The organism is Sphingobacterium sp. SYP-B4668 (genome assembly GCF_027627455.1).
In the GTDB taxonomy this organism is placed as follows: Bacteria; Bacteroidota; Bacteroidia; order Sphingobacteriales; family Sphingobacteriaceae; genus Sphingobacterium.
In genome coordinates this window covers 1,027,508-1,052,739 of sequence record NZ_CP115483.1, presented here as the reverse complement: position 1 = coordinate 1,052,739, position 25,232 = coordinate 1,027,508, and the positions used below count along the sequence as shown (strand labels likewise).

Sequence of the window (25,232 nt, the reverse complement as noted above, 5' to 3'; positions counted from 1 at the left end):
GCCGATTATTACGGGACTGGATCATGACCATGTCCACCCCAAGGATTACATCTTAAAATTCTTTTGATAGTCAACCATCCTCCCTTAAACGGTCCATGCTTACGGATTGCCTCCACCCCATATTGGGAACAGGTTGGACTATACCGACAACTACCACCCAACATTGGGGATAGCAAGAGTTGATAGGCTCGAATGAGTGTCAAAAATAAAAATCCTAAAATTGGTCTAATTATTTTCTGCCAAATATAGCGGATGACTTTCATGTTGCATTCGTTGTAAAGCCAAGCCTAACTTAGCACTAATCTCCGTAAAAGAAAGCGTTGTCTTACCTACGTATTGAATAGCAAACAACAAGCTGCCTTGATTCAGTGGGAGCTGTGCATATAGATTCGCTTGTTTTTGCAATCTATAAGCCTCTCTAATCCTTCTTTTCAAGAGATTCCTGCTGACGGCTTTCTTAAATCGTCTTTTTGGCACAGAGATAATCACCTGAGCTGTAGCATCAAGATCGGCAGTGACCCAGAATACTATCCGAAACGGATATAAAACAAAAGAAGAACCATTATGGAAAAGACTATCTATAAGTCTTTTACTACATAATCGTTCTTCTTTTTTAAAAGTAAAATTTTCCATATCCGATGACTTGAATAAGCCGGCTATGCAGCGCAAGCTATAGGAGTCTCCGGCGATGTGAAATTATGCTTTGTGACGAGATTCGTCAGATACTGTTAAACGTTTTCTACCTTTTGCTCTACGAGAAGCTAATACTCGTCTACCATTAGCAGTGCTCATACGTTCTCTGAACCCGTGTTTATTTCTTCTTTTTCTTTGCGATGGCTGAAATGTTCTTTTCATGGCGCTTATGCTGTATATTTAATATTTTTAAACTTCTTTTATACTCTAAAGAGGAATGCAAAAGTAATGTTTATTTAACAAACTCACAAACATTATTTAGAAATATTTGGAGAGTCTGTCAGTCGCATACCAATTTCAATCTACTGGAGCAGGCCAACACGCGTTGGCTCCTCCAAATAGGAAAAAGTTAGAAATACCCCCTTATGGCTGAAAGATAGGTCCTTCGCTTAAAAAAGCATTATTTATTTTTTAGGATATCCCTAATCTCTGTCAACAATGTTTCTTCCTTGGTAGGCGCTGCCGCAACTTCTGGTGCAGGCTCCTCTTTTCGCTTTAATGAATTCAATCCTTTTATCACCAAAAATATACAGAAGGCTACGATTATAAATTGGATAATAATGTTGATAAAATTACCATAATTGATTGCCACTTCTTTAATTTTTGCGACTTCATCCGCTGGGGTAAGGACGTACTTCATATCTGAAAAATCAATACCTCCGGTTATAAATCCAATAGGAGGCATGATAATGTCGTCAACCAACGAAGTAACGATTTTACCGAATGCACCACCGATGATAACACCCACAGCTAAGTCAACTACGCTACCGCGCATTGCAAATTCCTTAAATTCTTTAATAAATCCCATTTTTTCCCTATGTTTAATAATCAATTAATACTAAGTAACAAAAATGGTGATTAAAATCATAGTTTTTGAAAAAAAAATGATTTTACGAAATAGTACGGCTTTTTTGTTATTTTTGATTGAATATAACATTTTAAAATATTGTTAAAAAAATATCTCAATGATTTCGCTTAGACCGTTTTGAGTAAATTTTTAACATTAATAATATCTATTCATGAAGAAGATTTTAATTGCTGACGATCACAGCATTGTAAGACTTGGGGCTTCTGTTATTATAAAAGGGGTTATCGAAAGCGCAAATATCACCCAAGCACAAGATTACAATGAGATTAACAAATTACTGGACAATAACAGCTATGACTTATTGCTACTAGACATTAATATGCCTGGTGGGAATAATATCAAAGTCATACACGAGATTCTAGCGAAACAACAGGACCTCAAAATACTAGTTTTCTCATCATACGACGAATCACTATACGCCCTTCGTTACATTGAGGCTGGAGCTGTAGGCTATTTAAATAAGAATACCGCTATGTCTGAGCTCGGGAATGCAATAGAAAGTATCATCAGCAGAGGAAAGTACATGTCTGACACCGTAACGGATCTCTACCTGAAGAAATTAACACAAAGCAAGTCCAGCTTACAAAAGTCAAATCCACTTTCCAAGCTTTCTAACCGAGAGATGGATGTTGCCAAACATTTGACACAAGGCCTAGGAATATTAGAGGTTTCAAACGAGCTAAAACTGAGTGCTTCTACAGTAAGTACCTATAAAAGTAGAGTTTTCGAAAAACTGGGCGTGAGTAATGTACCCGAACTTATTCAATTATTTAATTTACATTCCAACTAATCTATTGATTGATTCGTTGGAATGTAAATTAGATTAACATGGATTAGAGTTGATCCATACTTGCAACAGGAACATCCTGAACCTCAGGATAAGAAAGTAATCCACCCGCCTGATAAGTATAACCTGTTTCGGCATTCAAATTCCATAACATTGGAGCCAAAAAGTTGATGCAGGTTGAGAATCCTTGATTGGTAGCAGCGAAGTTGCCAGTATCTTTAGAATTTTTAGCCTCATTTTCAATCTCAAATGGCATGTTGTAACCCCGCTCCTGTAGCGCGTCAACAAACCCACGCCAATCCATGCTGTCTGAGCCACCAAAACCCGGTAACATCGCTTCATAATGGTGTCTATCCCAATCATGTTGAGGAATAGTAACTCCCGCAAGATGGGCTAAAGTAGCATCGACATGTTGCATAGGATACATCCCCCCCCACTCCACCCGCGCTTGGGTCGAAAGGTTACGCGTAGTCTTTACATGAATCCGTTGAAGCCTGCTCATGTCGGTCAATTTAATCACCTCTACAGGATCGGTATTCTGCCATACATCATGAGATGGATCATATATCTCCCCGTGCGCTTGACTAGGAATAGCAGCATACATAAGCTTGCGAGCTGCAAGAGTTGCTGGAAGATTATTATAGGTCGAGCTAAATCGCGAAGAACGCCAACCTTCCATTGGACAGTTTTCATAAAGAATAGTCACACCTAGCGACTCAGCATACTTTACAATAGGTGTAAAGACGCGCTTGTACTCATCGATATTCTTTTGGAAACCGTCGATTTGATTGCCCAGCTCATGGTTGTACCCCACAAATGTCCCTACTTTTACATTATTTTTGTCCCCTCCTAAGAGATAAGCGATACGAATCAACTTCAGCAGATGATTCTGGTTCTTAACACGTTGCTCTTCATCACCTCCAATCATATTCTCGAAGGCCCCGAGTGACAACTGCAATCCAGCATCATTAAATTGATCTAAAATTCGCTTGGCATCCTCTTGGGTAAAATTCTCATACTCTAAATGAGTTGCAGTATGGTCCTGACGCGTACCGTCCTTTCTAAAAACGCAGAGATCTATTCCTTGCGCCCCTACATCTTTCGCTGTCGCAATAAGCTCTGTTAGTGACAATTTATCGTAGGCCGAACTCATGACCCAAATTGGATTGTTCAATTTATTAGACATGTTATTGATAGTATTATTTTGTAATGGTATATCGTAAAGGTAATAAAAAAAGCCCTTAAAAAAGGGCTTTAGAATATGTAACCACTAACTTAAAATGGTTTACTTCGAATTCTTCGCACTTTGAATTTCCAATCTCAATGCTTGAGAATGCGTTTTAATATCTTGCAAAGTTTTTCTCACCCGTGTACCTGCAGCACTATTTCCCTTATTGAAAAATTTATCTGCATCACCTTCAAGACCATCAACTAAAGCCTTTAATTCTTTGAATTTATCAACACTTGCCATAATTTGTTTTTTTTAGTTTTAATAATCAATCATTTATCGTTGTGTAAGCTAAAAATAACATCTATTTTTAAAAAAACAAAATCTAAAACAATTTTGACATTCACAAAAAAAGCGGCATGAATCACTTCAAGCCGCTTTCCATATAAATAGAGTTGTATGACTAATCTACGTTATCGTGCAAAAAAGAGTTGTTAGGTCTAATTTCTGTTTCTCCTTCATCAAATGATAAAGTAAAACGGGATACAGATGACTGTGATGAATGCGGAAGATCCTCTAAAGACTTTTGCTTACGTTTGTATGCTGGCTCATTCTCAAGCTCTTGAAGACCATTTGAGGACTTAAGTTTCATACTCAATTCTTTCAATCTCAATATTCGCTCTTTTGTTTTCAACAACTGATCTTCGAAACTTGCCGGCTCTTCTACTTGACTAGAAACGATTGCCTCTTCTACCTCGTGACCGATTTCTCTGTTATTGTCCTGTGTATTTTGATACGAATCAAATACCGAAGGCATTTCAAATTGGAATACTGAAGGAGACGTTTTGAGTTCAAAGCCATCATTCTTACTTTCCTCTTCCTGCTTTATAACAGTCTCGTTAATCTCCAGTGTATGCCTAACGACAGTATCTACTTCTGTCTTGTTCGTTTGCACAAATGAATTCGAGACGCTTCCATTTGTTTTCGATGGCGAGAACAAATCCACCTGTCGTTCCGAAATCTTGTTTTCAAGGAGGTGAGGCTCTTGCGTCGCAGGATTCACTGCTGACGAAGCAACCTCTCTCGGTACAAACTGATTTTGAGATACAGGGCGCACAAATGGGTTTGTAGATGCTTCTGGAGTCAAAGGTAGTGCAACTTTTTCCATTTCCTTCTCCTTCACGCGTTGTTCGCTTGTTTGGAATCCAGTTGCTATGATTGTTACAGAAAGCTCATCCTCCAATGTCTCGTCGATACAGTTACCCCAGATAAGATCTGCAGATAGTCCAGCCTTATCTTGTATAAAGTCCGTCACAATGGCTACTTCGTCCATTGTCACTTCCATTTTCCCAGATGTTATGTTCAATAAAATATACCGTGCACCTTCAATTTCGTTATCTTTCAATAGCGGAGAAGCCAAAGCACCCGTTACTGCCTCTAGTGCTCGATTATCACCTTTCGCTTTTGCATTACCCATTATAGCCACACCACTGTCGCTCATGACCGTACGCACATCTTTAAAATCCACGTTGACATAACCCGGAATAGTTATGATCTCAGCGATGCCTTTTGCAGCAGTAGTCAAGATATCATCAGCTTTTGCGAAGGCAGCGGTCATGGTCAGATTGCCGAAAATTTCACGAAGACGATCATTCGATATTACTAAATACGAATCCACATACTTACGTAATTCTTCTAATCCATCTTCAGCTTGCGCTCTCCGTTTTTTACCTTCAAATGTAAATGGGGTAGTCACTATAGCCACAGTCAAAATACCAAGCTCTTTAGCTGCTTTAGCCAATACAGGACTTGCACCAGTACCGGTGCCACCACCCATACCAGCTGTAATGAACAACATTTTGGTGTTCGTACCCAGCATGCGTTTTAGATCTTCTATACTTTCAATTGCAGAGTTCTCACCCACATCAGGGTCAGCACCAGCGCCCATACCTTCGGTAAGGCTAACTCCCAATTGCACCTTGTTAGGTATTGGGCTCAACTCCAATGCTTGCGCATCTGTATTACATACGATAAAATCTACTCCGCTGATCCCCTGGTTATACATGTGGTTGACGGCATTGCCACCTCCCCCACCAATCCCGATAACCTTGATTATCGACGATTGTTCCTTTAACATTTCAAACTGTATTGACATAACTTATCCCTATTTAACTATTGTTGAGCGCCTTACATTTTACCATAATCTTCAACAATTCTAATGTAATAATACCAAATTCTTAACAACAGTTTTCCACATTTGTTAGATTGTGGAAAAATCCCTGATTGTTGAAAACTATTTCTTTCCAATAAAGGTATCATCATCAATTCCGGTATCGTCCTTGATAAATTCGGTCAAAAACTTTTTTAACCAACCTTCCTTCTTTTGCTGTTTCTCGGCAATATCTTTCACCCCAGGTCCATTGCTCTTTGCCACTCGTTTCATTGTATCTTCTTGCTCCGCTTCCTCCTCATCCTCAATAGCTTGTATACCTTTAATCAAAAGTCCAATACCGGTTGCATACAGTGGACTTTTCAACTCATCAAACAATTGCTTGTTCAATAAATCCGTCTTCGCCAGATATTCATTTGGATATCCAATTCGACAATCGATTCCAGTAATGTACTCGACAAGTTGCACCAGGTGCTTTAACTGCGCTCCACCACCCGTCACTACGATACCGCCGATAAGCTTATCTTCATAACCAGATGATTTAATTTCATAATATACATGCTCGATGATTTCTTCCATACGAGCCTGGATGATATACGCTAAGTTTTTGACAGAAATTTCTTTAGCTTCTCTACCACGAATCCCAGGAACACAGATAACCTCGTTTTCTTTGTTTTCATCAGCTAAAGCAGAGCCATATCTTACTTTTAATAATTCAGCTTGGTTTCTTAGAACCGAACATCCTTGACGGATGTCTTCAGTAACGATATTTCCGCCCAAAGGAATAACAGCGGTATGACGGATGATTCCCTCATGAAAAATCGCAACATCAGTAGTTCCTCCTCCAATATCCACTAACACAACTCCTGCATTCTTTTCGTCTTCATCCAATACAGCTTCGGAAGACGCTAAAGGCTCCAACACCAACGAAGAAACTTCTAAAGATGAATAATCCACACATCTCTTGATATTCTTAATGTCAGTGACACGCCCTGATATAATATGGAAATTAGCTTCAATGCGCCTACCCGCCATCCCAACAGGCTCTTTGATACCGGGCTCGTTGTCGATTGTAAACTCCTGGGGAAGCACATGGATAATCTCCTCTCCTGGAGGCAGCACTAATTTATACATATCGGATATCAACCTTTCGATATCCCTTCTACCCACTTCATCATCATCATTTTTGGTCAGGATACCACGATGTTGTATACTTTTGATATGTTGGCCTGCAATTCCTACATTGACGACTTTAATATCTACATTGGACAGCCCCTCTGCCAATGCCACAGCCTCCTTAATGCTGGTTACTGTCTTTTGAATATTGGCTACCACCCCACGGTTGACACCCGCAGACTCTGCTTTTCCCACGCCCAATAATTCAATTTTGTTCGTACCACTACGACGTCCAACGGTGACACAAATCTTTGTGGTACCGATGTCGAGACCCACGATAATTGGATTCTCTTTTTCGTTGTCTGTAACTCTTGGTTTCATATTCCTGTGTATTAATGCTGTATATTATTATTTCCTTTATTGCAATTTTTTAACGACTTGCGCACTATCAATAGTCCAAGCCCCTTTTCGTTCGCACACGATTTGATGCGCATACTTCACGTTTACTTTGTTGTAGGCTTCCGTACCTACCTTTGGAAGGATTTCATTGTAGAACAATTTCAATCGCTGAAACTTGCTATCCAATGAGTCCGCATCACCAATTATCAAATCTTGAGTACCTACTCGAGGAATCAATTCGATATCCATATCCGTATTGACAAACAATTGAACGACTTGGTTACCCCATAATTCATCTTTGTTCACATACTTGACAACCTCTAGCAAATCTTTCAACGTAGCAGATGAAATAGGCTCTAAGGGCTCCTTGTATCCCTCAGCTATATTCCCTGTAGCCACCATTACGCGAGGGACGTACTTTAAGGTCACTGGGATTTTCAATCCATTCGGATCAACATAAAAATCCTTCCCTGACCTATTAATCACACGCATTAACACCTCTCGTTGCCGCACTTTGACCTGCAATGCACCATCCATATCCATATGTATTTCAGCAGAAGAAACATAGGGCAATTTTTCTAAGCTTTCTTCAATACTATGGATTGGTATAGTGCTCAGTTCCTTTCCACGAACTGCTCCATATGATTTGTCTATCAATTTGGAAATATCATTTTGATCGATAAAAGTCTCCTTCCCCTCAATCATCACTTTTAGATCCGTACAGACCTGCGTATTATCCTTTTTCCCAATAAGAGACATTAACATACCGAGGCCTACCAAAGCCAATAGCCCTAGCACAGCATAGCAAACTGCTCCCCATCGTATGTTACGTAACTTATCTAGCATTCATTATCTCCTTTAATGGTTTGACCAATCTATCAATATCACCAGCACCTACAGTGACCACCAGCTCGGGCTTTTCAGATGAAATGACATCTAGTACTTCCTGCGGCGTTAATACACGTTTATTTTTTAGCTTCACTTTTTCAGCCAACCACGACGAGGTAATCCCTTCCAAAGGAAGCTCCCTTGCAGGATATATTTCCATCAACAACAGCTCATCAGCCATCGCCAGCACTTCCGCAAAACCCGCTACAAAATCCCTCGTCCTTGTATACAAATGAGGCTGAAAAACAACCGTTAATTGTCTTTCTGGATATAGCTTGCGCATAGAAGAAAGGAAAGCACGTAACTCTTCCGGATGATGCGCATAGTCATCAATATATATCGCCTCCGGCTTCTTTACAATATATTCAAACCGACGCTTTACACCCTTGAATGCACTTAATGCAGCAATGATAGCAGCATCTTCAATTTCTAAAAGCCGCGCAACTGTAATCGCCGCTACGGCATTTTCTACATTATGAATACCCGGAATTCCTAGATGTATGGCATTGATGCGACCATTAGCATGCACATAATCGAAATAGAACTCGCCCTCTTTTACATGTATATTTTCAGCGTACACATCCCCTATTCCACTTCCTGAATACTTTAATTCACTTTCAAAAGGCAATCCTACTTTCACGATTCGTGTGCCGCCGTCTACCAGACGATCTAAGAATAGAGAGAAAGACTCTACCACATGGCTTTCATCTCCATAAATATCCAAATGATCGGCATCTGCAGACGTCACGATGGCAATATTAGGATGCAAAGTCAAAAACGAACGATCATATTCATCCGCTTCCACCACTACGGTATTATTGTCACCAAACAGCACATTACTATTATAATTTGTACTGATTCCACCCAAAAAAGCTGAACAATCGTACCCCGAATGCTTTAATACATGCGCTATCATGGTCGAAGTTGTAGTCTTACCATGGGTGCCAGCTACCGCAATCGTAAATCGACTAGCACTAATAAACCCCAGCACTTGTGACCGTTTATATAGTTCCTGTCCAGCCTCCGCAAAGAACTTCTTTAGTGTCAATTCCTTGGGAATAGCAGGCGTATAGATGATAAGGGTCCCGGCATCCACTGGATAGAATTCTTCAGGAATAAGACCTACCTCATCCTGATAGATTATCGACATCCCCTCCTCTTCCAGTTGTTTGGTCAAATCAGTTTCTGTTTTATCGTATCCAGCGACAAGGTATCCCAATTTATGGAAATAACGAGCAAGCCCACTCATCCCAATTCCGCCAACACCTATAAGGTAAACCCTTTTTATATTATCTATATTCATACCCTTACTTCGCTAATTCTACAATATGTTTTGCTATAACCTCATCTGCATCCAGCAATGCAAGCTTTTTAATATTCACACCCAACTCCTCTCGCCTCTTATCATCTTTGAGCAATTGCACGGCAGACTTAATCAGCGTATTGGTAGCTTCGCTATCCCTTACCAAGATGGCAGCATTCTTATTGACCAAGGCCAAGGCATTCTTGGTTTGATGATCTTCGGCCACATTCGGTGATGGGACCAAAATAACAGGCTTCCCTACGACGCATAGTTCGGAAATCGTTCCTGCACCAGCCCGAGCAATAATACAATCCGCCGCAGCATAGGCATAATCCATGCGTTGCAAAAAAGCCGTCAACTTAATTGATGATGGCAATATCGTCCCTAACTCATCCACCAATTTGGCATGATAATACCCTCCGCATTGCCAAATCACTTGAACATCATTTGAGACAAGGAAGTCCAGCCCATTCTTCACGCAAGTATTCAATGTCCCCGCCCCAAGACTGCCTCCCGTAATCAAAATCGTTCTTTTCGTCGATTCAAGTCCAAATGCATGTAAGGCCTCCTCCCGCTTCCCCTCGATATCAACCGACGCCCTTCTAATAGGATTGCCTGTCAATAAAATCTTATCTCCTGGAAAAAAACGATCCATTCCCTCGAATGCCACGCATATTTTGGCAGCCTTCCTACTCAAATTCTTATTGGTCACTCCAGCATACGAGTTCTGTTCCTGCAGCAACGTGGGTATCCCGAGACGGTTCGCCACCATTAACAAGGGTCCCGAAGCAAATCCACCTACACCAACAGCAACATCAGGATTAAACTTTTTAATAATCGCACGCGCCTGTCGCATACTTCTCCAAAGCTTGTAGGGCAATGTAATATTTTTCCAAAGCTGCTGCCGATTAATCCCCACGATATCTAACCCTTCTATTTGGTATCCCGCGGCAGGAACCTTTTCCATTTCCATTTTACCATTGGCCCCAACAAATAAAATTTCTGTAGCAGGATCCAAACGCAACAATGCATTAGCTATTGCTATCGCAGGGAAAATATGCCCCCCGGTACCGCCACCACTGATGATTACCTTTTTTGCCATGCTACTTATACTTTTAAGCTAATGTCCCGACCACTACCTTCTTAGGCTTCGGTGTTTCCTCAAGCTCCTGTTTACCTTTTAATTCTTCAATATTCCGACTAACACTCAATATAATCCCCAATGCGACACTCGTGAATAAGATGGATGTTCCTCCCATACTCACCAATGGCAATGGCACTCCCGTTACCGGACCCAAGCCCACAGCAACAGCCATATTCGCCAACGCCTGTATTGTTAAGCTAAAACCTAACCCTGCCGCCAAAAAAGCCCCAAATGCACGCGGACTCATCGTTACAATACGAATACATCGATACATCAAAACAATATACAATACCAACAGGATTACTCCTCCTATAGTCCCGTATTCCTCGATGATAATCGCAAAAATAAAATCCGAATATGGGTGCGGAAGTACGTTACGTTGCATACTATTTCCTGGCCCTTTTCCAAAAACTCCACCAGTAGCGATTGCTATTTTAGCGTTGTTTGCCTGATAATTTTTATCATCTTGAAATGATACCTTCTCTGTAGGATGGACTTCCTCTGTCTTAAAATAGGACTTGATTCGACTATAGTAGGTCGCACGCCGAGGTCCAAATGAAATGACTAGTAACAACAGAAATCCCACGCCCATGCTCACGACCGCAATTTGTTTAAAGCTTATCCTACCAATGAGCAACAACAAAATACTTACACCAAAGAGCATCAATGCTGTTGAAAGATTGGCAAGAGCAATCAACACAAAAATCACACACACCGACCCCATTATTGGCACAAATGACTTCTTCACGTCTTTAATCTCTTCTTGTTTACGGGAGAGCATGCGTGCTAAAAAAGTAATCAGAGCCAATTTTGCCAAATCCGAAGTTTGGAAGGTTTGATTAATCACCGGAATTGTAACCCAACGACTCGCGTCATTTACCTTACTTCCAAAGAGCAATGTATACAACAATAATGGTATCGTCACAATCATCAGCATTTTGGATATTCCGGCGTAATATCGATAGTCGACCTTATGGGAAACGTACATTAAAATAAAACCTATGGCGATGATGGAAAAATGCTTCAACAGGTACATTTCCGTTCCTTTACCTTCCTTGTATGCCAAAGTTCCGACCGAACTGTATACAGCCAATAGCGACCACCCCGACAAGATGATGACTATTATCCAAATCCAGCGATCGCCTTTTGCCTTAGAAAATAGTTGTTCCATATTCCACTTTTCTTTTAATGTTGACACCCTTACTCGTTACAAGGCCATTACCGCTTCCTTGAATTTATCTCCCCGTTCTTCATAATTTTTAAACCAGTCAAAACTTGCGCACGCAGGTGACAATAACACCGTATCTCCTTTTTGTGCCAAGTGCGACGCAATCTCTACTGCATCTCGCATAGATGAACTATTGACAATCACATCTGTATCATCTTCAAAAGATTCATGGATGCGCGTATTATCTTTTCCAATACAAATGACAGCACGGACCTTTGACTTCACTAGATCCCGCAACATCTCATAATCATTTCCTTTATCAACCCCACCCATAATCAAGACGATTTGAGGAGAAAAACTTTCCAACGCGTACCATACAGAGTTCACGTTTGTCGCTTTGGAGTCGTTAATATAATTTACACCACCGATACAAGCTACATGTTCCAATCGATGCGGAATATTCACATATGAACTCATGCTTTCTTGCATGGAGCGATTCCTCAATTCCTGTACTTTTGCTACTAACCCTGCCGCCATGTTGTTATACACATTGTGCTTGCCCTGTAATGACAAATCTTCTGTATTCATAATAAATTGTTCTCCTTTTGAGGTATTGATTATAATATTTTTATCTCCGTCCAAATAAGCTCCATTTTCTACGATTTGCTCCTGCGTTATGGGCAGGGCGACAGCTGGAGTATGATGTCTCTTTAGACCTTTAACTGTTTCTTCATCATCAAGACAGTATATAAAATAGTCGCGCGCTGTCTGATTACGAACCATTCTAAACTTAGAATCCACGTAATTGTCCATCTTGTGATCATAGCGATCCAAATGATCGGGTGTAATATTTAGTATCACAGCTACATCTGCCCGAAAGTGGAACATATCATCCAACATAAAGCTCGAAATCTCTAGCACGTAAGCATCAAAATCTTCGCGTGCCACCTGTAGCGCAAAACTCTTCCCTATATTTCCAGCCAACCCTACATTTACCCCTCCCTTTTGCAACATATAATACGTCAACATAGTAGTTGTAGACTTACCATTTGAACCTGTTATACAGTATAGTTTTGCGTCCGTATATTGAGCGGCAAACTCAATCTCCGCAATAACAGGGATACCCTTAGCTTTCAAAGCCTTTATCAAAGGTGCATTTTCTGGAATTCCAGGACTCTTTACAACTAAATCAGCACCCAGTATTTCGACCTCGCTATGTTGACCAGACTCATATCGTATACCCTCCCTCTCCAACGCCAGAAGATATTTCTCAGTAATCGCTCCTTTATCCGACACCAATACATCAAAACCCTTATCCTTAGCCAGAATAGCTGCGCCCACGCCGCTTTCTCCAGCACCAAGGACAATCAGTTTTCCACTTTGAGGGTAATATATATTTGAGATATTTCCCATTCTTATCTTACTTTAAGCGTAACAATTGTCAAAATTGCCAATATCACCCCCACGATAACAAATCGCGTGACAATCTTAGCTTCATGATATCCCTTCTTTTGGTAATGATGATGCAGGGGGGACATCAAAAAAATACGTCTTCCTTCACCATACTTCTTCTTTGTATATTTGAAATAACTCACCTGCATGATAACCGATACATTTTCCAAAAGGAACACGCCACACAATACAGGTATCAAGAGCTCCTTCCTAATCAAAATTGCAAATGCCGCAATAATTCCCCCTATGGTCAAACTACCCGTATCACCCATAAACACCTGAGCAGGATATGCATTATACCATAGAAATCCGGTACAGGCTCCAATGAATGCACCTGCGAAAATGACCAGCTCGCCAGAATTGGGGATATACATTATGTTCAAATAGTCCGAAAAAATGACGTTACCAGAGACGTAGGCCAGAATTGCCAAGGTGATACCTATGATTGTCGATGTTCCTGCAGCCAGTCCGTCAATACCATCTGTAATATTAGCACCATTGGATACAGCGGTCACGATGATAACCACCATGACCAGAAAAACCATAAACGTGATCATATCGCCCTTCAACCCAAACATTGTAAGCACTTTGGCATAGTCAAATTCATTGTTCTTATACAGAGGAATATTCGTTTTACTGGACTTGACATTTTCAGTATAGTATTTTTCACCCGTCTGGCTGTTAATCGATACTTCAACAGGTTTTAACGAACTAGGATGAGCCACTTGCTGCCTGACAACGATTTCTGGATGAAAATACATGGTAACAGCGATAAAGATGCCGAGTCCAATCTGACCAATTACCTTAAACTTACCTTGCAACCCCTCCTTATTCTTCTTAAACACTTTGATATAATCATCCAAGAAACCGATAGCCCCCATCCACAGCGTGGTTACTATCATCAGAATGATATATATATTATCCAATTTGGCAAACAGTAATGTAGGAATCAGGATCCCAGCAATAATAATAAGCCCCCCCATAGTTGGCGTGCCTTGCTTTTTCTTTTCCCCTTCTAATCCCAAATCACGAATTGTCTCACCCACTTGTTTGTCATGCAACATCTTGATCAAGCGACTACCGTATACTGTCGTAATAATCAGAGACACGATAACCGCCATTGCCGTACGGAAGGAGATATATTGAAACAATCCTGCCCCTGGAATGTGGACATGTTCATTTAGCCATGTAAATAAGTAATATAGCATCTCTTCTTTATTGTTCGTTAAACGTTTTCTCCAATTCTTCCTTGTCGTCGAAATGGTTTTTCACGCCATTTACATCTTGATATTTTTCATGCCCTTTACCTGCAATTAGCACGATATCCCCTGATTGTGCCAAGTGGCAGGCTGCACGTATTGCCTCCCTTCTATCTGTTATAGAAAAGACATTCTTCTTTTTATCTGCCGGCACACCACCCTCCATATCTTTTATAATCTGCAAGGGATCCTCTGTTCTCGGATTATCAGATGTGATGACGACTTTATCACTCATCTTGGCTGCAACTGCAGCCATTTCAGGTCTTTTTGTTTTATCCCGATCTCCTCCACAACCCAACACTGTAATGATATGTTGGCCTTTCTGGCGCAAGTGCTGAATTGTACTCAACACATTTTCTACGGCATCAGGAGTATGTGCATAATCCACGATTCCGATAATTCCATTTTCAGCCCTTATAACCTCAAAACGACCCTCAGCACCTGATATCTGACTTAACGCGGTCAACACCTTCATTGTCTCTTGCTCCAAAAGGATGGCAGCACCATACACGGCCATAATATTGGAAGCATTAAATCCACCGACAAGTTTCACCCACACTTCATGCCCATCAATATTCAGCAACATTCCATCGAAGTGGCTTTCAATAACCTTTGCCTTAAAATCAGCATTGCTTCTAAGTCCATAATTCTTTTTATGCGCAAAAGTATTTTGCAACATCACCGCTCCGTTCTTTTCATCAGCGTTTGTCAATGCAAACGCATAACGATCTAAATCGTCAAAGAACTTCTTCTTCGCCTTTATATAATTATCAAATGTTAGGTGAAAATCGAGGTGATCATGCGTGATATTACTAAAAATCCCTCCCGCAAATCGCAATCCTGCAATTCGTTGTTGCACAACTGCATGCGAACTCACCTCCATAAAACAATAGTCACACCCCTCGTCGACCATCTCGCGCAAAAGCCGATTTAACGCAATAGGATCTGGGGTGGTATGGGTCGCAGGAATTATCCGATCACCAATCTGATTTTGAACAGTAGACAACAAGCCCACGTGATAACCCAATCTATCAAAAAGATTGAATAGCAAAGTCGCAATTGTTGTCTTTCCATTTGTGCCAGTCACCCCCACCAATTTCAAATCTGCTGACGGATTATCATAAAAGTTACTGGCTGCGATACCTAAGGCATAGGCAGTATCTGCAACCATAATATAAGTCACACCATCAATCTTTACATCTGGAATCACCTCTACCATCACTAGCCTACACCCTAGCTCGACTGCTCTGTCTAAAAACAAATGACCGTCGGTATGTACTCCTTTTATGGCAACAAAAAGACTGCCTTCTACTGCCAAACGCGAATCAAAGCACAATGAGACCACCTCAACATCAAGCTGACCCACTACCTCCTGTACAGGAATAGCATGTAATATGTCTTTGAGTTTCTTCATTGCTTTTTCTTTAATTCAACACTATTGCCACTTGAGTTCCATACTTCAGTTTGGAACCTGGGACTAAGGATTGCTCGACGACTTTGCCTTTACCTGAAATGTAAGCCTTAAAGCCCGCATTTTCCATTGTATAAAGCGCATCCATCAACCCCATTCCCTTCACATCTGGCACAACACCTTCTTTTATCTGAACATCCGTAAAAGGAATCCCACGTCTCGAAGTATCTACTACACCTTGAGCCGCTGCATTCCAATCAAACGATTTAATACCTAAGCCTTCATATACTTTCATCGATGCCTCTCTTGAACCTTTCAGCGTAAGCGGCATCTTCTCCCCTGCCGGAATCACCTTTTTCGAAGCAAACGTACCATGCATAGAGAGGTCATTTGCAAAAACCATATCCGCTAACTCTTTAAATACGGGACCTGCCGTCGATGCCCCATAGTATCCCTTTCTTGGATTACGAATCACCACAATGATGGAATACTTTGGATTTTCAGCTGGAAAATATCCTGCAAAAGAAGATTGATATTTACGCTGGCTATATCCCCGAGCACCATCCGCGATTTGGGCAGTTCCCGTCTTTCCTGCGGAAGTATACAACGGATTTCGCAAGGATTTACCCGTCCCCTCTATCATCGTACTCTCCATCATACCCCTCACTTCGGAAATCGCATGATCAGACGCTATTTTCTCCTTTATCACACGCGCATCAAATTTCTCAACCGTATTACCTAAATGACGTATCTCCTTAACAAAAAGAGGTGCAATCATCTTTCCGTTGTTAGCAACAGCATTATACAAAGTCAGTGTTTGCAAAGGAGTCATTAACAATTCATACCCATACGCCATTTGCACCAATGACAGTTTGCTCCATGATTTCGCTTTAGGAGTCTTGATTACGGGATTACCTTCCCCCGGAATTTGGAGACCCAAAGGTTTTCCTAATCCCATATCTAATAATTTCGAGGTAAACCTCGCTGGATTATCTTTGTAATGCGTATTCACCAACTTGGTAATGGCCACGTTGGAAGATTGCTCAAATGCATACTTTGCCGACATAATCGATTTACGCGGGGCATGCGAATCTTTGATAGTATGCCCTGGGACTTTATACGTTCCGTTCCCCACATCCACCGTGGTAGACGAATCTATCTTACCATCATCGATCAGTGCTAGATAGGATGCCAGTTTAAATGTAGATCCGGGCTCCGCGGATTGTGCAATAGCATAATTAAACTTCTCCCTAAATACTCCGTGTTCATCTCTGGTAAAATTGGCTACCGCCCTTACTTCACCAGTCTTCACCTCCATCAATATCACACATCCATTATCTGCATCTACAACCTGCAATTGCTTTTCTAGCGCTCGTTGTGCCATATCCTGCATATTGACATCTATTGTCGAGATGATATCCGAGCCGTCTACAGGCGCCACTTCCATATCTCGATTGACAGGCACCCACACTCCTCCAGCTATACGCTGCACCAATCGTTTGCCGCTACGCCCATCAATATATTGACCATAAGCCCCTTCTAGTCCGACTAGAATAGAGTCACCTTTTGTATTTTTATATCCAATTGTTCGAGCAGCGAGATTGGTAAACGGTAAGATTCTCTTGTTATGACGTTCCGCAATCAATCCACCCGAATACTTGTCTTTCCCTATTTTAAACGACTTAAAAAGCGGAAAATCCTTCACAATCTTTAAGTCTTGGTGACTCACCTCACGCATAATGAGCACATAACGCTGCTTCTTGCTCCTAGCCTGTTTGAGATGCGCTAAATACTGACGCGCAGATCGATCCTTAAAGAAGGTAGACAGCCTATAAGCCAACGAATCCACCTTTGCGTTAAAAATATCGTTATCCTCTTCAGATATGGCCATCGCGTCAAAGCGCAAATCATACTCAGGAATCGAGGTGGCCAAAATACTGCCATCGTTAGAATAAATATTCCCGCGTGCTGCCTCAACTTCTCTCTCCTGTATTGTCAAACTATCCGAAATAGCCCTCCACTTACCTCCGTCCACATATTGCAAATGCACCAGTTTAGCAAATACCATCAATGCCCCCAACACCATTAGGCCGAATGCGAGATACACTCTTAGAAGTATGGATTTTCTAATATTCATGCCTATTTAACTTAATTTACTTTTTCTCCTCTATGATCACCTCGATTTTAATTGGCGGCTCTTTCCGTTCCTTCAACCCCAAGGTATCGGCCCGTTTTGCAATTTCCGACTGTGTACTCCTCTTCATCAATTCGGCAGACAACGACTTATAATCCCACCCCAATTCTTTCACATCCTTCCCTAATCGATCGATTTGCCTCACCGTTCGCTCTGCGAGGTGTCTATTCGAAATATACAGCAACGCCAAAAAAGCAACAAAGGCAACAAAAGGCAAGTTTTTCACCACAGCATACGTAGTAATCTTTTGTGGAGAAAAGATTGATTTCAAAAAATCCTTCGTCTCTTCCGCTTTTTCCTCTACTGTATCCTGCAGTTCTTCCTGAACCTCTTCACTTAATTCCTTCTGCTTTATTGTATTGCGCTTCATACCCCCCCCTCCTTACGATATATCTATTTTTTCAGCCACACGCAGTTTTGCACTCCTAGACCGATTATTCACTAATAATTCTTCTTCAGATGCCGTAATGGCTTTACGTGTAATCACGCGAAAAGGCTTGATTTCATTTCCAAAAAAATCCTTCTCCACATCTCCTTTAAATTTGCCCTTGGCCATGAAATTCTTGACCAACCGATCCTCCAAAGAATGATAAGACATGACCACCAGCTTTCCTTCTGGCTTCAAGACCGATATAGTCTGCATCAAAAAATCTTGAAGGGCCGCAAGCTCTTGGTTGACTTCAATACGAAGTGCCTGAAAAACTTGCGCATGATATTTATGTTCTTTCCCTTTCGGAACAAGCTTTTTAATCCGACCCTTCAACTCGGCCACTGTCGAAATTTCACCACTCAATCGTGCTGTGACTATAGTTTTGGCCAGTGATTTTGCATTCATAATCTCGCCGTACATACCAAAAATCCGATGCAGGTCTTCCTCAGCATATGTATTCAACACCTTTTTAGCGTCCAAATCAGAGACCTGATCCATCCGCATATCTAATTCCGCATCAAACCGAATCGAGAACCCGCGATCTGCAGCATCAAACTGATGCGAAGAGACACCCAAGTCAGCCAAAATCCCATCCACAGCTTTCACCCCATTCAAGCGAAGATTATTTTTCAAAAACCTAAAATTCTGATGAATCAAGACAAATCGATCATCATCAATCACGTTCTTCAATGCATCCGGATCTTGGTCAAAAGCATACAGACGCCCACCAGACCCCAAATGTTTCAATATCTCACGCGAATGCCCTCCCCCGCCAAAAGTCACATCCACATAGGTTCCATTTGGATTTATAGCGAGCGCATCAATGCACTCTTTCAACATTACTGGTACGTGGTAAACATCACTCATTCATTAATCCTCCAAAATCCATTCCGCCCATCACTTCCTCTGCCAAAGCAGCAAAATCATCGCCCAACCCTCCGTTCATCAACTCCTCGTACCCCTCTTTCGACCACACTTCTATTTTATTAAACTGACATGCCAATACCAATTCAGTGTTAATGTTAGCATACTCCAACAATCCTTTTGGCAATAATACACGCCCCGCCGAATCCAACGTTAACTCCGTCGCCCCTCGCGTAAACGCCCGCACGAACATCCGACTCTTTTCATTAAATTGATTGAGCTTAGCCAACTTCGCCGTGATTACGTTCCACTCTTCGCGAGTATAAAAAACCAAATGTTTCTCAAATCCTCGGTTCACAACAAGCCCATCACGCTCAACATTCGGCAATTGCCGCTTGAGCGCTGCGGGTAACACCATTCTTCCTTTGGTGTCAAGCTTGCATTCAAATTCTCCGATTAGATGATTCATTTAGCTAACTATCCTATTCTAATTTGATGTAAAAGTATACACTTTCCCCCACTTTCCCCCACAATCCTCCACAAAAAAGTTTTCCACATAGTAAAAACACGACCAAACACACTCACCAACGACACCAAAACATCAATAAAAGACTACAATACAATCGATTAAATAAACATTTTGAACCCATTTTAATTTCGGTTCAACCTCAAAAACATTTTATTAAACACTAAAAAAACCGAGCGTTCAAAATCAATTTGCTCCTAAAAACTCCTTTTTTTGAGACTTTTATCCCAAAAGTGGAGCAAAGTGGAGCAAGATTTCCGCCCCTCCACAGACGAGCCAATTACCGTCGATGGAACACCTCATTTTCTAGACACACACCGCTCCTGATTGTAGTGAACATTTTCAATTATAATACGGGGCAATATTCTTTATTCTCCTCCAAAACAGATAATTTTGCAGGATAAACATTTAAATCAACATGCACAGAACACATACTTGCGGCGAACTTAGACTTTCGGATTTAGGCAAATCGGTCACTTTAAGCGGTTGGGTACAAAAGTCCCGAGATTTAGGAGGAATGACATTTATCGATGTGCGCGACAGATACGGAGTGACCCAATTGGCATTCAACACTGATGATGATGAGCAACTTCGCATTGGAGCACGCGAATTAGGCAGAGAATTTGTCATTAAAGTCCATGGACAGGTTATTGAAAGGTCCAGCAAAAACCCCAAGATCCCTACCGGAGACATTGAGATCAAAGTTACTTCCCTGGACGTATTAAATGCATCCAAATTACCGCCCTTCACCATCGAAGATGAAACAGACGGAGGGGAAGACTTACGCATGAAGTTCAGATACTTAGACCTACGTCGCAACCCTGTCCGAGAAAATTTAATCCTGCGCCACAAAATGGCGCAAGAAGTTCGTAAGTATTTAGATGAACAACATTTTATTGAGGTAGAAACCCCTGTATTAATCAAATCCACACCAGAAGGAGCTCGTGACTTTGTAGTTCCAAGCCGGATGAATGCAGGCGAGTTTTATGCACTACCCCAATCTCCACAGACATTTAAGCAGTTGCTTATGGTCTCCGGGTTTGACCGATACTTCCAGATAGTAAAATGTTTCCGAGACGAAGACCTTAGAGCCGATAGACAGCCCGAGTTTACACAAATAGACTGCGAAATGTCATTTGTAGAACAAGAAGATATCTTAAATATGTTTGAGGGACTAGCCCGTCACTTGCTCAAGACCATAAAGGGTGTAGACCTTGGAAGCGTCCCACGCATGACATATGCAGACGCTATGCGTCTATACGGCTCAGACAAACCTGACATTCGCTTTGGGATGCAGTTTGTTGAGCTTAACAAACTCACAAAAGGGGTAGGTTTTCCAGTATTTGAACAAGCAGAACTTGTCGTGGGTATCAATGTCCAAGGTGCCGCCCACTATACACGCAAGCAGCTTGACGCCTTGACCGACTATGTAAAACGGCCACAAGTAGGCGCTTCGGGACTGGTGTATGCGCGTTACAATGAAGACGGAACACTGAAATCATCTGTTGACAAATTTTATTCAGAAGAACATCTCAAAAGTTGGGCTTCTGCATTTGAGGCTACACCTGGCGACCTATTCCTTATCATGGCGGGCCCTCAAGATAAAGTCCGCAAACAACTTAATGAATTAAGACTGGAAGTTGGAAACCAACTAGGTCTTCGCGACAAGAACAAATTTGCACCTCTGTGGGTCCTAGATTTCCCGCTGTTGGAGTGGGACGAAGAGACGGGACGCTATCATGCTATGCACCATCCGTTCACCTCACCTAAACCAGAAGACATCCCCTTATTAGATTCCAACCCTGGAGAGGTTAGAGCAAATGCATACGACTTCGTTCTTAATGGAAGTGAAATTGGTGGAGGTTCTATCCGAATACACGACAAAGACTTGCAAGCATTGATGTTCAAGCATCTAGGATTCTCTCCAGAAGAAGCGCAAAAGCAATTTGGTTTCCTAATGGAAGCATTTACCTTTGGCGCACCTCCGCATGGCGGCTTAGCGTTCGGTTTCGACCGTATGGCTTCAATCTTTGCGGGCTTAGATACCATCAGAGATGTGATTGCATTCCCAAAGAACAACTCTGGAAGGGATGTGATGATTGATGCACCTTCAACGATAGATCAAGCACAATTAAAAGAATTAAGCTTGGTGCTGAACCAGAAGACCCCATCATAGGCACAATCCGGGCTACTATGTGTATGTACATTCAGCTGCTTAGCTTCTAACTTGACAAATATCCAAGTGTGGGACAGCTAATACAGTGACAAACCGCACACTCAAAAGAAAAAAACAAGATTTGTATACCTAACAACTATATTGTATACAAACACAATTTTTTCTAAGTTTAACGTTATCTTTATAAAGTTGGTAATTAACTGCCAACTTTTTTACTTTTGTAATAACACTAAAAACTGTAATAAATTCATGTCCCAAACGGTTGCCGAAAAATTTATTAAGGAAAGCTCGTCTAAATCTTTTGATCAAAGACATCGTGATATCATCAATACCAATATTGACAAATATAATATTGCGTTTGAGAAGGGGAAAAGTAAATTTTTCAATCTAGAGAATTCCAAAACAAAGGCCAACTTAATCAAGTGGAAGGTTATGGAAAATCTGGATCGTTTGCTCCCTGAATTTGAGGCTAATTTTACGGCACGCGGAGGGAAGGTAATATGGGCCAATGACGCAGAGGAAGCGAGAGAAGAGATTTGGAAAATCATGCAAGCTCACGACGCAAAGCAGGTCATCAAATCCAAATCGATGGCCACAGAAGAAATAGAGCTGAATCATTTTTTAGAAAACAAGGGAATTGAGCCCATCGAAAGTGACCTTGGAGAATTTATCATCCAACTATTGGGTCAAAAGCCTTATCATATCGTCACCCCGGCCATGCACCTCAGCCTAGAAGATATAGCGAAGTTGTTCCATGATAAATTTGGCACTCCACTAGACTCCACCGCAGAACAGCTGACCATGAAAGCTCGCGAACTTCTACGGGAAAAATACACGACAGCAGACGTTGGGATTTCAGGCGCCAACTTCCTAATTGCAGACAGTGGGGCAATAGCTATTACCGAAAATGAGGGCAATGCAAGACTCACCACCAGCTTTCCAAAAGTTCACATCGCATTAGTAGGCATTGAGAAGATGGTCCCCAGTATGACCGACCTAGATTTATTTTGGCCACTACTAGCGTCACATGGAACAGGTCAAAACCTGACAGTCTACAACACCATCCTAAGTGGCCCAAGACAAGCGGGTGATGCTGACGGTCCCGAACACATGTACGTAGTCCTGTTAGACAATGGTCGTACCACTTTATTGGCCGAAAAAGAGCAGCGCCAAGGACTGTATTGTATACGATGCGGCGCTTGCCTCAATGTATGTCCCATCTACCAAAACATTGGAGGTCACACGTATGACACGACGTACTCCGGACCTATAGGCTCACTCATTTCACCTCATTTACATGGGCTTAAAGAATTCAAACACTTGAGCTACGCGTCCAGCTTATGTGGCAAGTGCACTGAGGTATGCCCCGTAGGTATAGATATCCAGAAAATGTTGCTTCTAAATCGTCGCGATGCTGTGCAAGAAAATCTAGCACCTGCAATGGAGAAGAGAGCATGGAAGGGCTTCACCTATTTCATCCGGAAAAGGAAGCTGATTGATATGTTTGGTGGCAAGTTTAAAAACTTTATCCTTCGCAATTTTTTCAAGAAAGCATGGGGAAGTAAAAGAAATCTCCCTCGGTTAGCTGATAAATCCTTTGCTCAACAATGGAAGGACCAGCAGAAAGAATTAAACAAATAAATACATCTTAAAAATAAGTACGGATACCAAGTCCCATTTTGAATGTCTTCTGAATGGTGCTAACCTCTTTATTTTGAAAATGACTGATTAAATACAATTCATTAGCATTGTACTCCACATAAAGACCTATTTTCTCTAGAGGTATTGATTTCTTAATCATTTTGGGAAATAGTATAACTTCATGCGATATGGAAATATGGGGGCGGATTGCAGTCGACCACCAGTAATATCCTTTAGGGTAATTATTGTCATCCCACTTAGAGTCGAAATGACGCCCCCCGTGGTAACTCACAAAAAAACCGGGATTCAACGGATGAAGGATTCCCCAATCCCAAAGCTTTACGGAAAAGGGACGCCAAGCAATCTTTGCCGTAAAGATATTAAGAGGTCCTCCCTTCGACTTAGGCACATGACCATATAGCAAATCCAAGGTTGTCCTTCCTCTTTTATTGAGGTTGTATCCCACACCGCCACTGATATAACCAATACTTCCGGCATGTTGCAGCACTCCACTAGTTGGCAACCACCACTTCCCTCCCGACTCGGCAACACTATCTATAACCACATCTTGCGCAAATACACAAGCGGACAATAACCAAACCGCCATCAACAACAGACTAATACGCCACATTCTCATACCAGATTAACTTATTACCAACCATTTCAACATACAAAAACTCGCTATTAATTATCGCATTTGAAACGATAAAAGGAATCTCTCCATCCAAAGGATAGGAAACAGAATGATTGTTGACATGCGAATGGAAATTGGCGACATATTTCGGATGGGTTACAATCATTCGTTCGTACTGTTGCCGACTTTCTTGGTCAAAATCATCAGAAATAGGAGGGACATGAGATACACCGACTATTCCAGAAACATTTGCTCCAACCGCAAATTCTTGTGCTAGCCAAGGTATATTAGGAGCAGTTTTATCAAAATGATACTCTCTACTATTTGTATCGTGACACACAAATTTGACACCCTTATAGACAAAACTAAAATTTCGATTTCCAAACATGCGCTCAAAAACCGCTTGACCATTGGCTACCAAATCATGATTCCCGATCACACTGATATACGGCACCTTGAGACCGTTATAAATCTCTGCCACAAGTTTCATCTCTTGAAGCAATCCAAAATCAGAAATATCACCATTGAGAAAGACGAAATCTAACTTTTCAATCTTGTTAACGACATTTACCAATCGAGCAGCTTGATCATAGGCACGCTGTGTATCACCTGTCAATACAAACCGAATAGTATCATCCGCTGTATCCTCCCCCGCATACAATTTCTCTAGATTTTTCGCATTCAAATCTCGAGGACTATACTTATCAAAAATCTGGTTTGGACTATATTCCAATCGCTCACAACCAACTATAACCAAAAAAGTCAAAAAGACAACACTAAAATATACTGCTTTAAACATATAAAAAGGAAACAAAAACTAACAAAACAAATATACTGACCATACAAATACAAAAAGTCAGTTTAATGTTATTTTGCATGCTATTACATTCCTCACCTAGTTTCCCTGCATAAAAAAAAGAAACTATTTTGAATCACATGCC

At 41.3% G+C, this 25,232-nt stretch carries 24 protein-coding genes; 3 read left to right on the top strand and 21 right to left on the bottom strand.

The genetic code is table 11. From position 1 onward, the window contains the following. Positions 1-8: 8 nt before the first annotated feature. The 4 genes from yidD to mscL form a co-directional block, all read right to left on the bottom strand. Positions 9-263, bottom strand: coding sequence for a membrane protein insertion efficiency factor YidD (gene yidD, locus OQ289_RS04520; RefSeq protein ID WP_270089595.1), 255 nt, complete (start codon positions 261-263; stop codon positions 9-11). Beyond that, a complete protein-coding gene (rnpA, locus tag OQ289_RS04515) occupies positions 226-633 on the bottom strand; it encodes a ribonuclease P protein component (RefSeq protein WP_270089594.1) in 408 nt (135 codons plus the stop codon). The genes yidD and rnpA overlap by 38 nt, the downstream gene beginning before the upstream one ends. Positions 634-696: 63 nt before the next feature. After that, on the bottom strand, positions 697-855 hold the full coding sequence (gene rpmH, locus OQ289_RS04510; RefSeq protein ID WP_081981212.1) for a 50S ribosomal protein L34: 159 nt from the start codon (positions 853-855) through the stop codon (positions 697-699). A gap of 238 nt (positions 856-1,093) precedes the next feature. Then, on the bottom strand, positions 1,094-1,501 hold the full coding sequence (mscL, locus tag OQ289_RS04505; RefSeq protein WP_033564855.1) for a large-conductance mechanosensitive channel protein MscL: 408 nt from the start codon (positions 1,499-1,501) through the stop codon (positions 1,094-1,096). 211 nt (positions 1,502-1,712) lie between these two features. Between mscL and OQ289_RS04500 the strand changes: the two genes are divergently transcribed. Further along, the gene (locus OQ289_RS04500; RefSeq protein WP_270089593.1) at positions 1,713-2,351 is read left to right on the top strand and encodes a response regulator; all 639 of its coding nucleotides are present in this window, start codon (positions 1,713-1,715) and stop codon (positions 2,349-2,351) included. Between the two features lie 43 nt (positions 2,352-2,394). On the opposite strand, the gene OQ289_RS04495 is transcribed toward OQ289_RS04500, so the two are convergent. From OQ289_RS04495 to mraZ, 15 genes are all read right to left on the bottom strand, one after another. Beyond that, positions 2,395-3,534, bottom strand: coding sequence for a sugar phosphate isomerase/epimerase family protein (locus tag OQ289_RS04495; protein WP_270089592.1), 1,140 nt, complete (start codon positions 3,532-3,534; stop codon positions 2,395-2,397). Between the two features lie 99 nt (positions 3,535-3,633). Beyond that, positions 3,634-3,819: a histone H1 gene (locus tag OQ289_RS04490; protein ID WP_270089591.1), complete on the bottom strand. Its 186-nt coding sequence runs from the start codon at positions 3,817-3,819 to the stop codon at positions 3,634-3,636. A 160-nt stretch (positions 3,820-3,979) separates the two neighbouring features. Continuing rightward, positions 3,980-5,671 (bottom strand): cell division protein FtsZ, encoded by a 1,692-nt coding sequence (ftsZ, locus tag OQ289_RS04485; protein ID WP_270089590.1) that lies wholly within the window; start codon positions 5,669-5,671, stop codon positions 3,980-3,982. Positions 5,672-5,809: 138 nt separating this feature from the next. Next, entirely contained in the window at positions 5,810-7,183 is a 1,374-nt protein-coding gene (ftsA, locus tag OQ289_RS04480; RefSeq protein ID WP_270089589.1) for a cell division protein FtsA, read from the bottom strand. Positions 7,184-7,219: 36 nt separating this feature from the next. Beyond that, complete coding sequence (locus OQ289_RS04475) at positions 7,220-8,047, bottom strand: cell division protein FtsQ/DivIB (protein WP_270089588.1); 828 nt, start codon at positions 8,045-8,047, stop codon at positions 7,220-7,222. Further along, a complete protein-coding gene (murC, locus tag OQ289_RS04470) occupies positions 8,037-9,392 on the bottom strand; it encodes a UDP-N-acetylmuramate--L-alanine ligase (protein ID WP_270089587.1) in 1,356 nt (451 codons plus the stop codon). Before murC ends, OQ289_RS04475 begins: the two co-directional genes overlap by 11 nt. 4 nt (positions 9,393-9,396) lie before the next feature. Next, positions 9,397-10,494 (bottom strand): undecaprenyldiphospho-muramoylpentapeptide beta-N-acetylglucosaminyltransferase, encoded by a 1,098-nt coding sequence (gene murG / locus OQ289_RS04465; RefSeq protein WP_270089586.1) that lies wholly within the window; start codon positions 10,492-10,494, stop codon positions 9,397-9,399. Between the two features lie 13 nt (positions 10,495-10,507). Continuing rightward, entirely contained in the window at positions 10,508-11,707 is a 1,200-nt protein-coding gene (locus tag OQ289_RS04460) for an FtsW/RodA/SpoVE family cell cycle protein (protein ID WP_033564846.1), read from the bottom strand. Positions 11,708-11,743: 36 nt separating this feature from the next. Continuing rightward, positions 11,744-13,117, bottom strand: coding sequence for a UDP-N-acetylmuramoyl-L-alanine--D-glutamate ligase (gene murD / locus OQ289_RS04455; protein ID WP_270089585.1), 1,374 nt, complete (start codon positions 13,115-13,117; stop codon positions 11,744-11,746). A 2-nt stretch (positions 13,118-13,119) separates the two neighbouring features. Then, positions 13,120-14,364 (bottom strand): phospho-N-acetylmuramoyl-pentapeptide-transferase, encoded by a 1,245-nt coding sequence (gene mraY / locus OQ289_RS04450; RefSeq protein ID WP_033564844.1) that lies wholly within the window; start codon positions 14,362-14,364, stop codon positions 13,120-13,122. Positions 14,365-14,371: 7 nt separating this feature from the next. After that, complete coding sequence (locus OQ289_RS04445; RefSeq protein WP_270089584.1) at positions 14,372-15,829, bottom strand: UDP-N-acetylmuramoyl-L-alanyl-D-glutamate--2,6-diaminopimelate ligase; 1,458 nt, start codon at positions 15,827-15,829, stop codon at positions 14,372-14,374. Positions 15,830-15,839: 10 nt separating this feature from the next. Further along, positions 15,840-17,963 carry a penicillin-binding protein gene (locus OQ289_RS04440; RefSeq protein ID WP_270089583.1) on the bottom strand — a complete coding sequence of 708 codons (2,124 nt, stop codon included), beginning with the start codon at positions 17,961-17,963 and terminating at the stop codon, positions 15,840-15,842. 16 nt (positions 17,964-17,979) lie between these two features. Beyond that, on the bottom strand, positions 17,980-18,390 hold the full coding sequence (locus OQ289_RS04435; protein WP_270089582.1) for an FtsL-like putative cell division protein: 411 nt from the start codon (positions 18,388-18,390) through the stop codon (positions 17,980-17,982). Between the two features lie 12 nt (positions 18,391-18,402). Then, positions 18,403-19,317 carry a 16S rRNA (cytosine(1402)-N(4))-methyltransferase RsmH gene (rsmH, locus tag OQ289_RS04430; RefSeq protein WP_270089581.1) on the bottom strand — a complete coding sequence of 305 codons (915 nt, stop codon included), beginning with the start codon at positions 19,315-19,317 and terminating at the stop codon, positions 18,403-18,405. Continuing rightward, positions 19,310-19,783: a division/cell wall cluster transcriptional repressor MraZ gene (gene mraZ, locus OQ289_RS04425; RefSeq protein ID WP_270089580.1), complete on the bottom strand. Its 474-nt coding sequence runs from the start codon at positions 19,781-19,783 to the stop codon at positions 19,310-19,312. Before mraZ ends, rsmH begins: the two co-directional genes overlap by 8 nt. 475 nt (positions 19,784-20,258) lie before the next feature. Here mraZ and aspS point away from each other — a divergent pair, with 475 nt between their 5' ends. After that, positions 20,259-22,016, top strand: a complete 1,758-nt coding sequence (gene aspS, locus OQ289_RS04420) for an aspartate--tRNA ligase (protein ID WP_270089579.1) — start codon at positions 20,259-20,261, stop codon at positions 22,014-22,016. A gap of 249 nt (positions 22,017-22,265) precedes the next feature. Further along, positions 22,266-23,657, top strand: coding sequence for a LutB/LldF family L-lactate oxidation iron-sulfur protein (locus OQ289_RS04415; protein WP_270089578.1), 1,392 nt, complete (start codon positions 22,266-22,268; stop codon positions 23,655-23,657). 7 nt (positions 23,658-23,664) lie between these two features. Here OQ289_RS04415 and OQ289_RS04410 read toward each other — a convergent pair whose 3' ends face one another. After that, positions 23,665-24,294, bottom strand: a complete 630-nt coding sequence (locus tag OQ289_RS04410; RefSeq protein WP_270089577.1) for a hypothetical protein — start codon at positions 24,292-24,294, stop codon at positions 23,665-23,667. After that, complete coding sequence (locus OQ289_RS04405; protein ID WP_270089576.1) at positions 24,275-25,090, bottom strand: metallophosphoesterase family protein; 816 nt, start codon at positions 25,088-25,090, stop codon at positions 24,275-24,277. The genes OQ289_RS04410 and OQ289_RS04405 overlap by 20 nt, the downstream gene beginning before the upstream one ends. Positions 25,091-25,232: the final 142 nt, after the last annotated feature.

Coding starts and splice junctions, on each gene's coding strand:
- yidD (WP_270089595.1), bottom strand. CDS start 263: ATGAAAGTCATCCGCTATATTTGGCAGAAAATAATTAGACCAATTTTA.
- rnpA (WP_270089594.1), bottom strand. CDS start 633: ATGGAAAATTTTACTTTTAAAAAAGAAGAACGATTATGTAGTAAAAGA.
- rpmH (WP_081981212.1), bottom strand. CDS start 855: ATGAAAAGAACATTTCAGCCATCGCAAAGAAAAAGAAGAAATAAACAC.
- mscL (WP_033564855.1), bottom strand. CDS start 1,501: ATGGGATTTATTAAAGAATTTAAGGAATTTGCAATGCGCGGTAGCGTA.
- OQ289_RS04500 (WP_270089593.1), top strand. CDS start 1,713: ATGAAGAAGATTTTAATTGCTGACGATCACAGCATTGTAAGACTTGGG.
- OQ289_RS04495 (WP_270089592.1), bottom strand. CDS start 3,534: ATGTCTAATAAATTGAACAATCCAATTTGGGTCATGAGTTCGGCCTAC.
- OQ289_RS04490 (WP_270089591.1), bottom strand. CDS start 3,819: ATGGCAAGTGTTGATAAATTCAAAGAATTAAAGGCTTTAGTTGATGGT.
- ftsZ (WP_270089590.1), bottom strand. CDS start 5,671: ATGTCAATACAGTTTGAAATGTTAAAGGAACAATCGTCGATAATCAAG.
- ftsA (WP_270089589.1), bottom strand. CDS start 7,183: ATGAAACCAAGAGTTACAGACAACGAAAAAGAGAATCCAATTATCGTG.
- OQ289_RS04475 (WP_270089588.1), bottom strand. CDS start 8,047: ATGCTAGATAAGTTACGTAACATACGATGGGGAGCAGTTTGCTATGCT.
- murC (WP_270089587.1), bottom strand. CDS start 9,392: ATGAATATAGATAATATAAAAAGGGTTTACCTTATAGGTGTTGGCGGA.
- murG (WP_270089586.1), bottom strand. CDS start 10,494: ATGGCAAAAAAGGTAATCATCAGTGGTGGCGGTACCGGGGGGCATATT.
- OQ289_RS04460 (WP_033564846.1), bottom strand. CDS start 11,707: ATGGAACAACTATTTTCTAAGGCAAAAGGCGATCGCTGGATTTGGATA.
- murD (WP_270089585.1), bottom strand. CDS start 13,117: ATGGGAAATATCTCAAATATATATTACCCTCAAAGTGGAAAACTGATT.
- mraY (WP_033564844.1), bottom strand. CDS start 14,364: ATGCTATATTACTTATTTACATGGCTAAATGAACATGTCCACATTCCA.
- OQ289_RS04445 (WP_270089584.1), bottom strand. CDS start 15,829: ATGAAGAAACTCAAAGACATATTACATGCTATTCCTGTACAGGAGGTA.
- OQ289_RS04440 (WP_270089583.1), bottom strand. CDS start 17,963: ATGAATATTAGAAAATCCATACTTCTAAGAGTGTATCTCGCATTCGGC.
- OQ289_RS04435 (WP_270089582.1), bottom strand. CDS start 18,390: ATGAAGCGCAATACAATAAAGCAGAAGGAATTAAGTGAAGAGGTTCAG.
- rsmH (WP_270089581.1), bottom strand. CDS start 19,317: ATGAGTGATGTTTACCACGTACCAGTAATGTTGAAAGAGTGCATTGAT.
- mraZ (WP_270089580.1), bottom strand. CDS start 19,783: ATGAATCATCTAATCGGAGAATTTGAATGCAAGCTTGACACCAAAGGA.
- aspS (WP_270089579.1), top strand. CDS start 20,259: ATGCACAGAACACATACTTGCGGCGAACTTAGACTTTCGGATTTAGGC.
- OQ289_RS04415 (WP_270089578.1), top strand. CDS start 22,266: ATGTCCCAAACGGTTGCCGAAAAATTTATTAAGGAAAGCTCGTCTAAA.
- OQ289_RS04410 (WP_270089577.1), bottom strand. CDS start 24,294: ATGAGAATGTGGCGTATTAGTCTGTTGTTGATGGCGGTTTGGTTATTG.
- OQ289_RS04405 (WP_270089576.1), bottom strand. CDS start 25,090: ATGTTTAAAGCAGTATATTTTAGTGTTGTCTTTTTGACTTTTTTGGTT.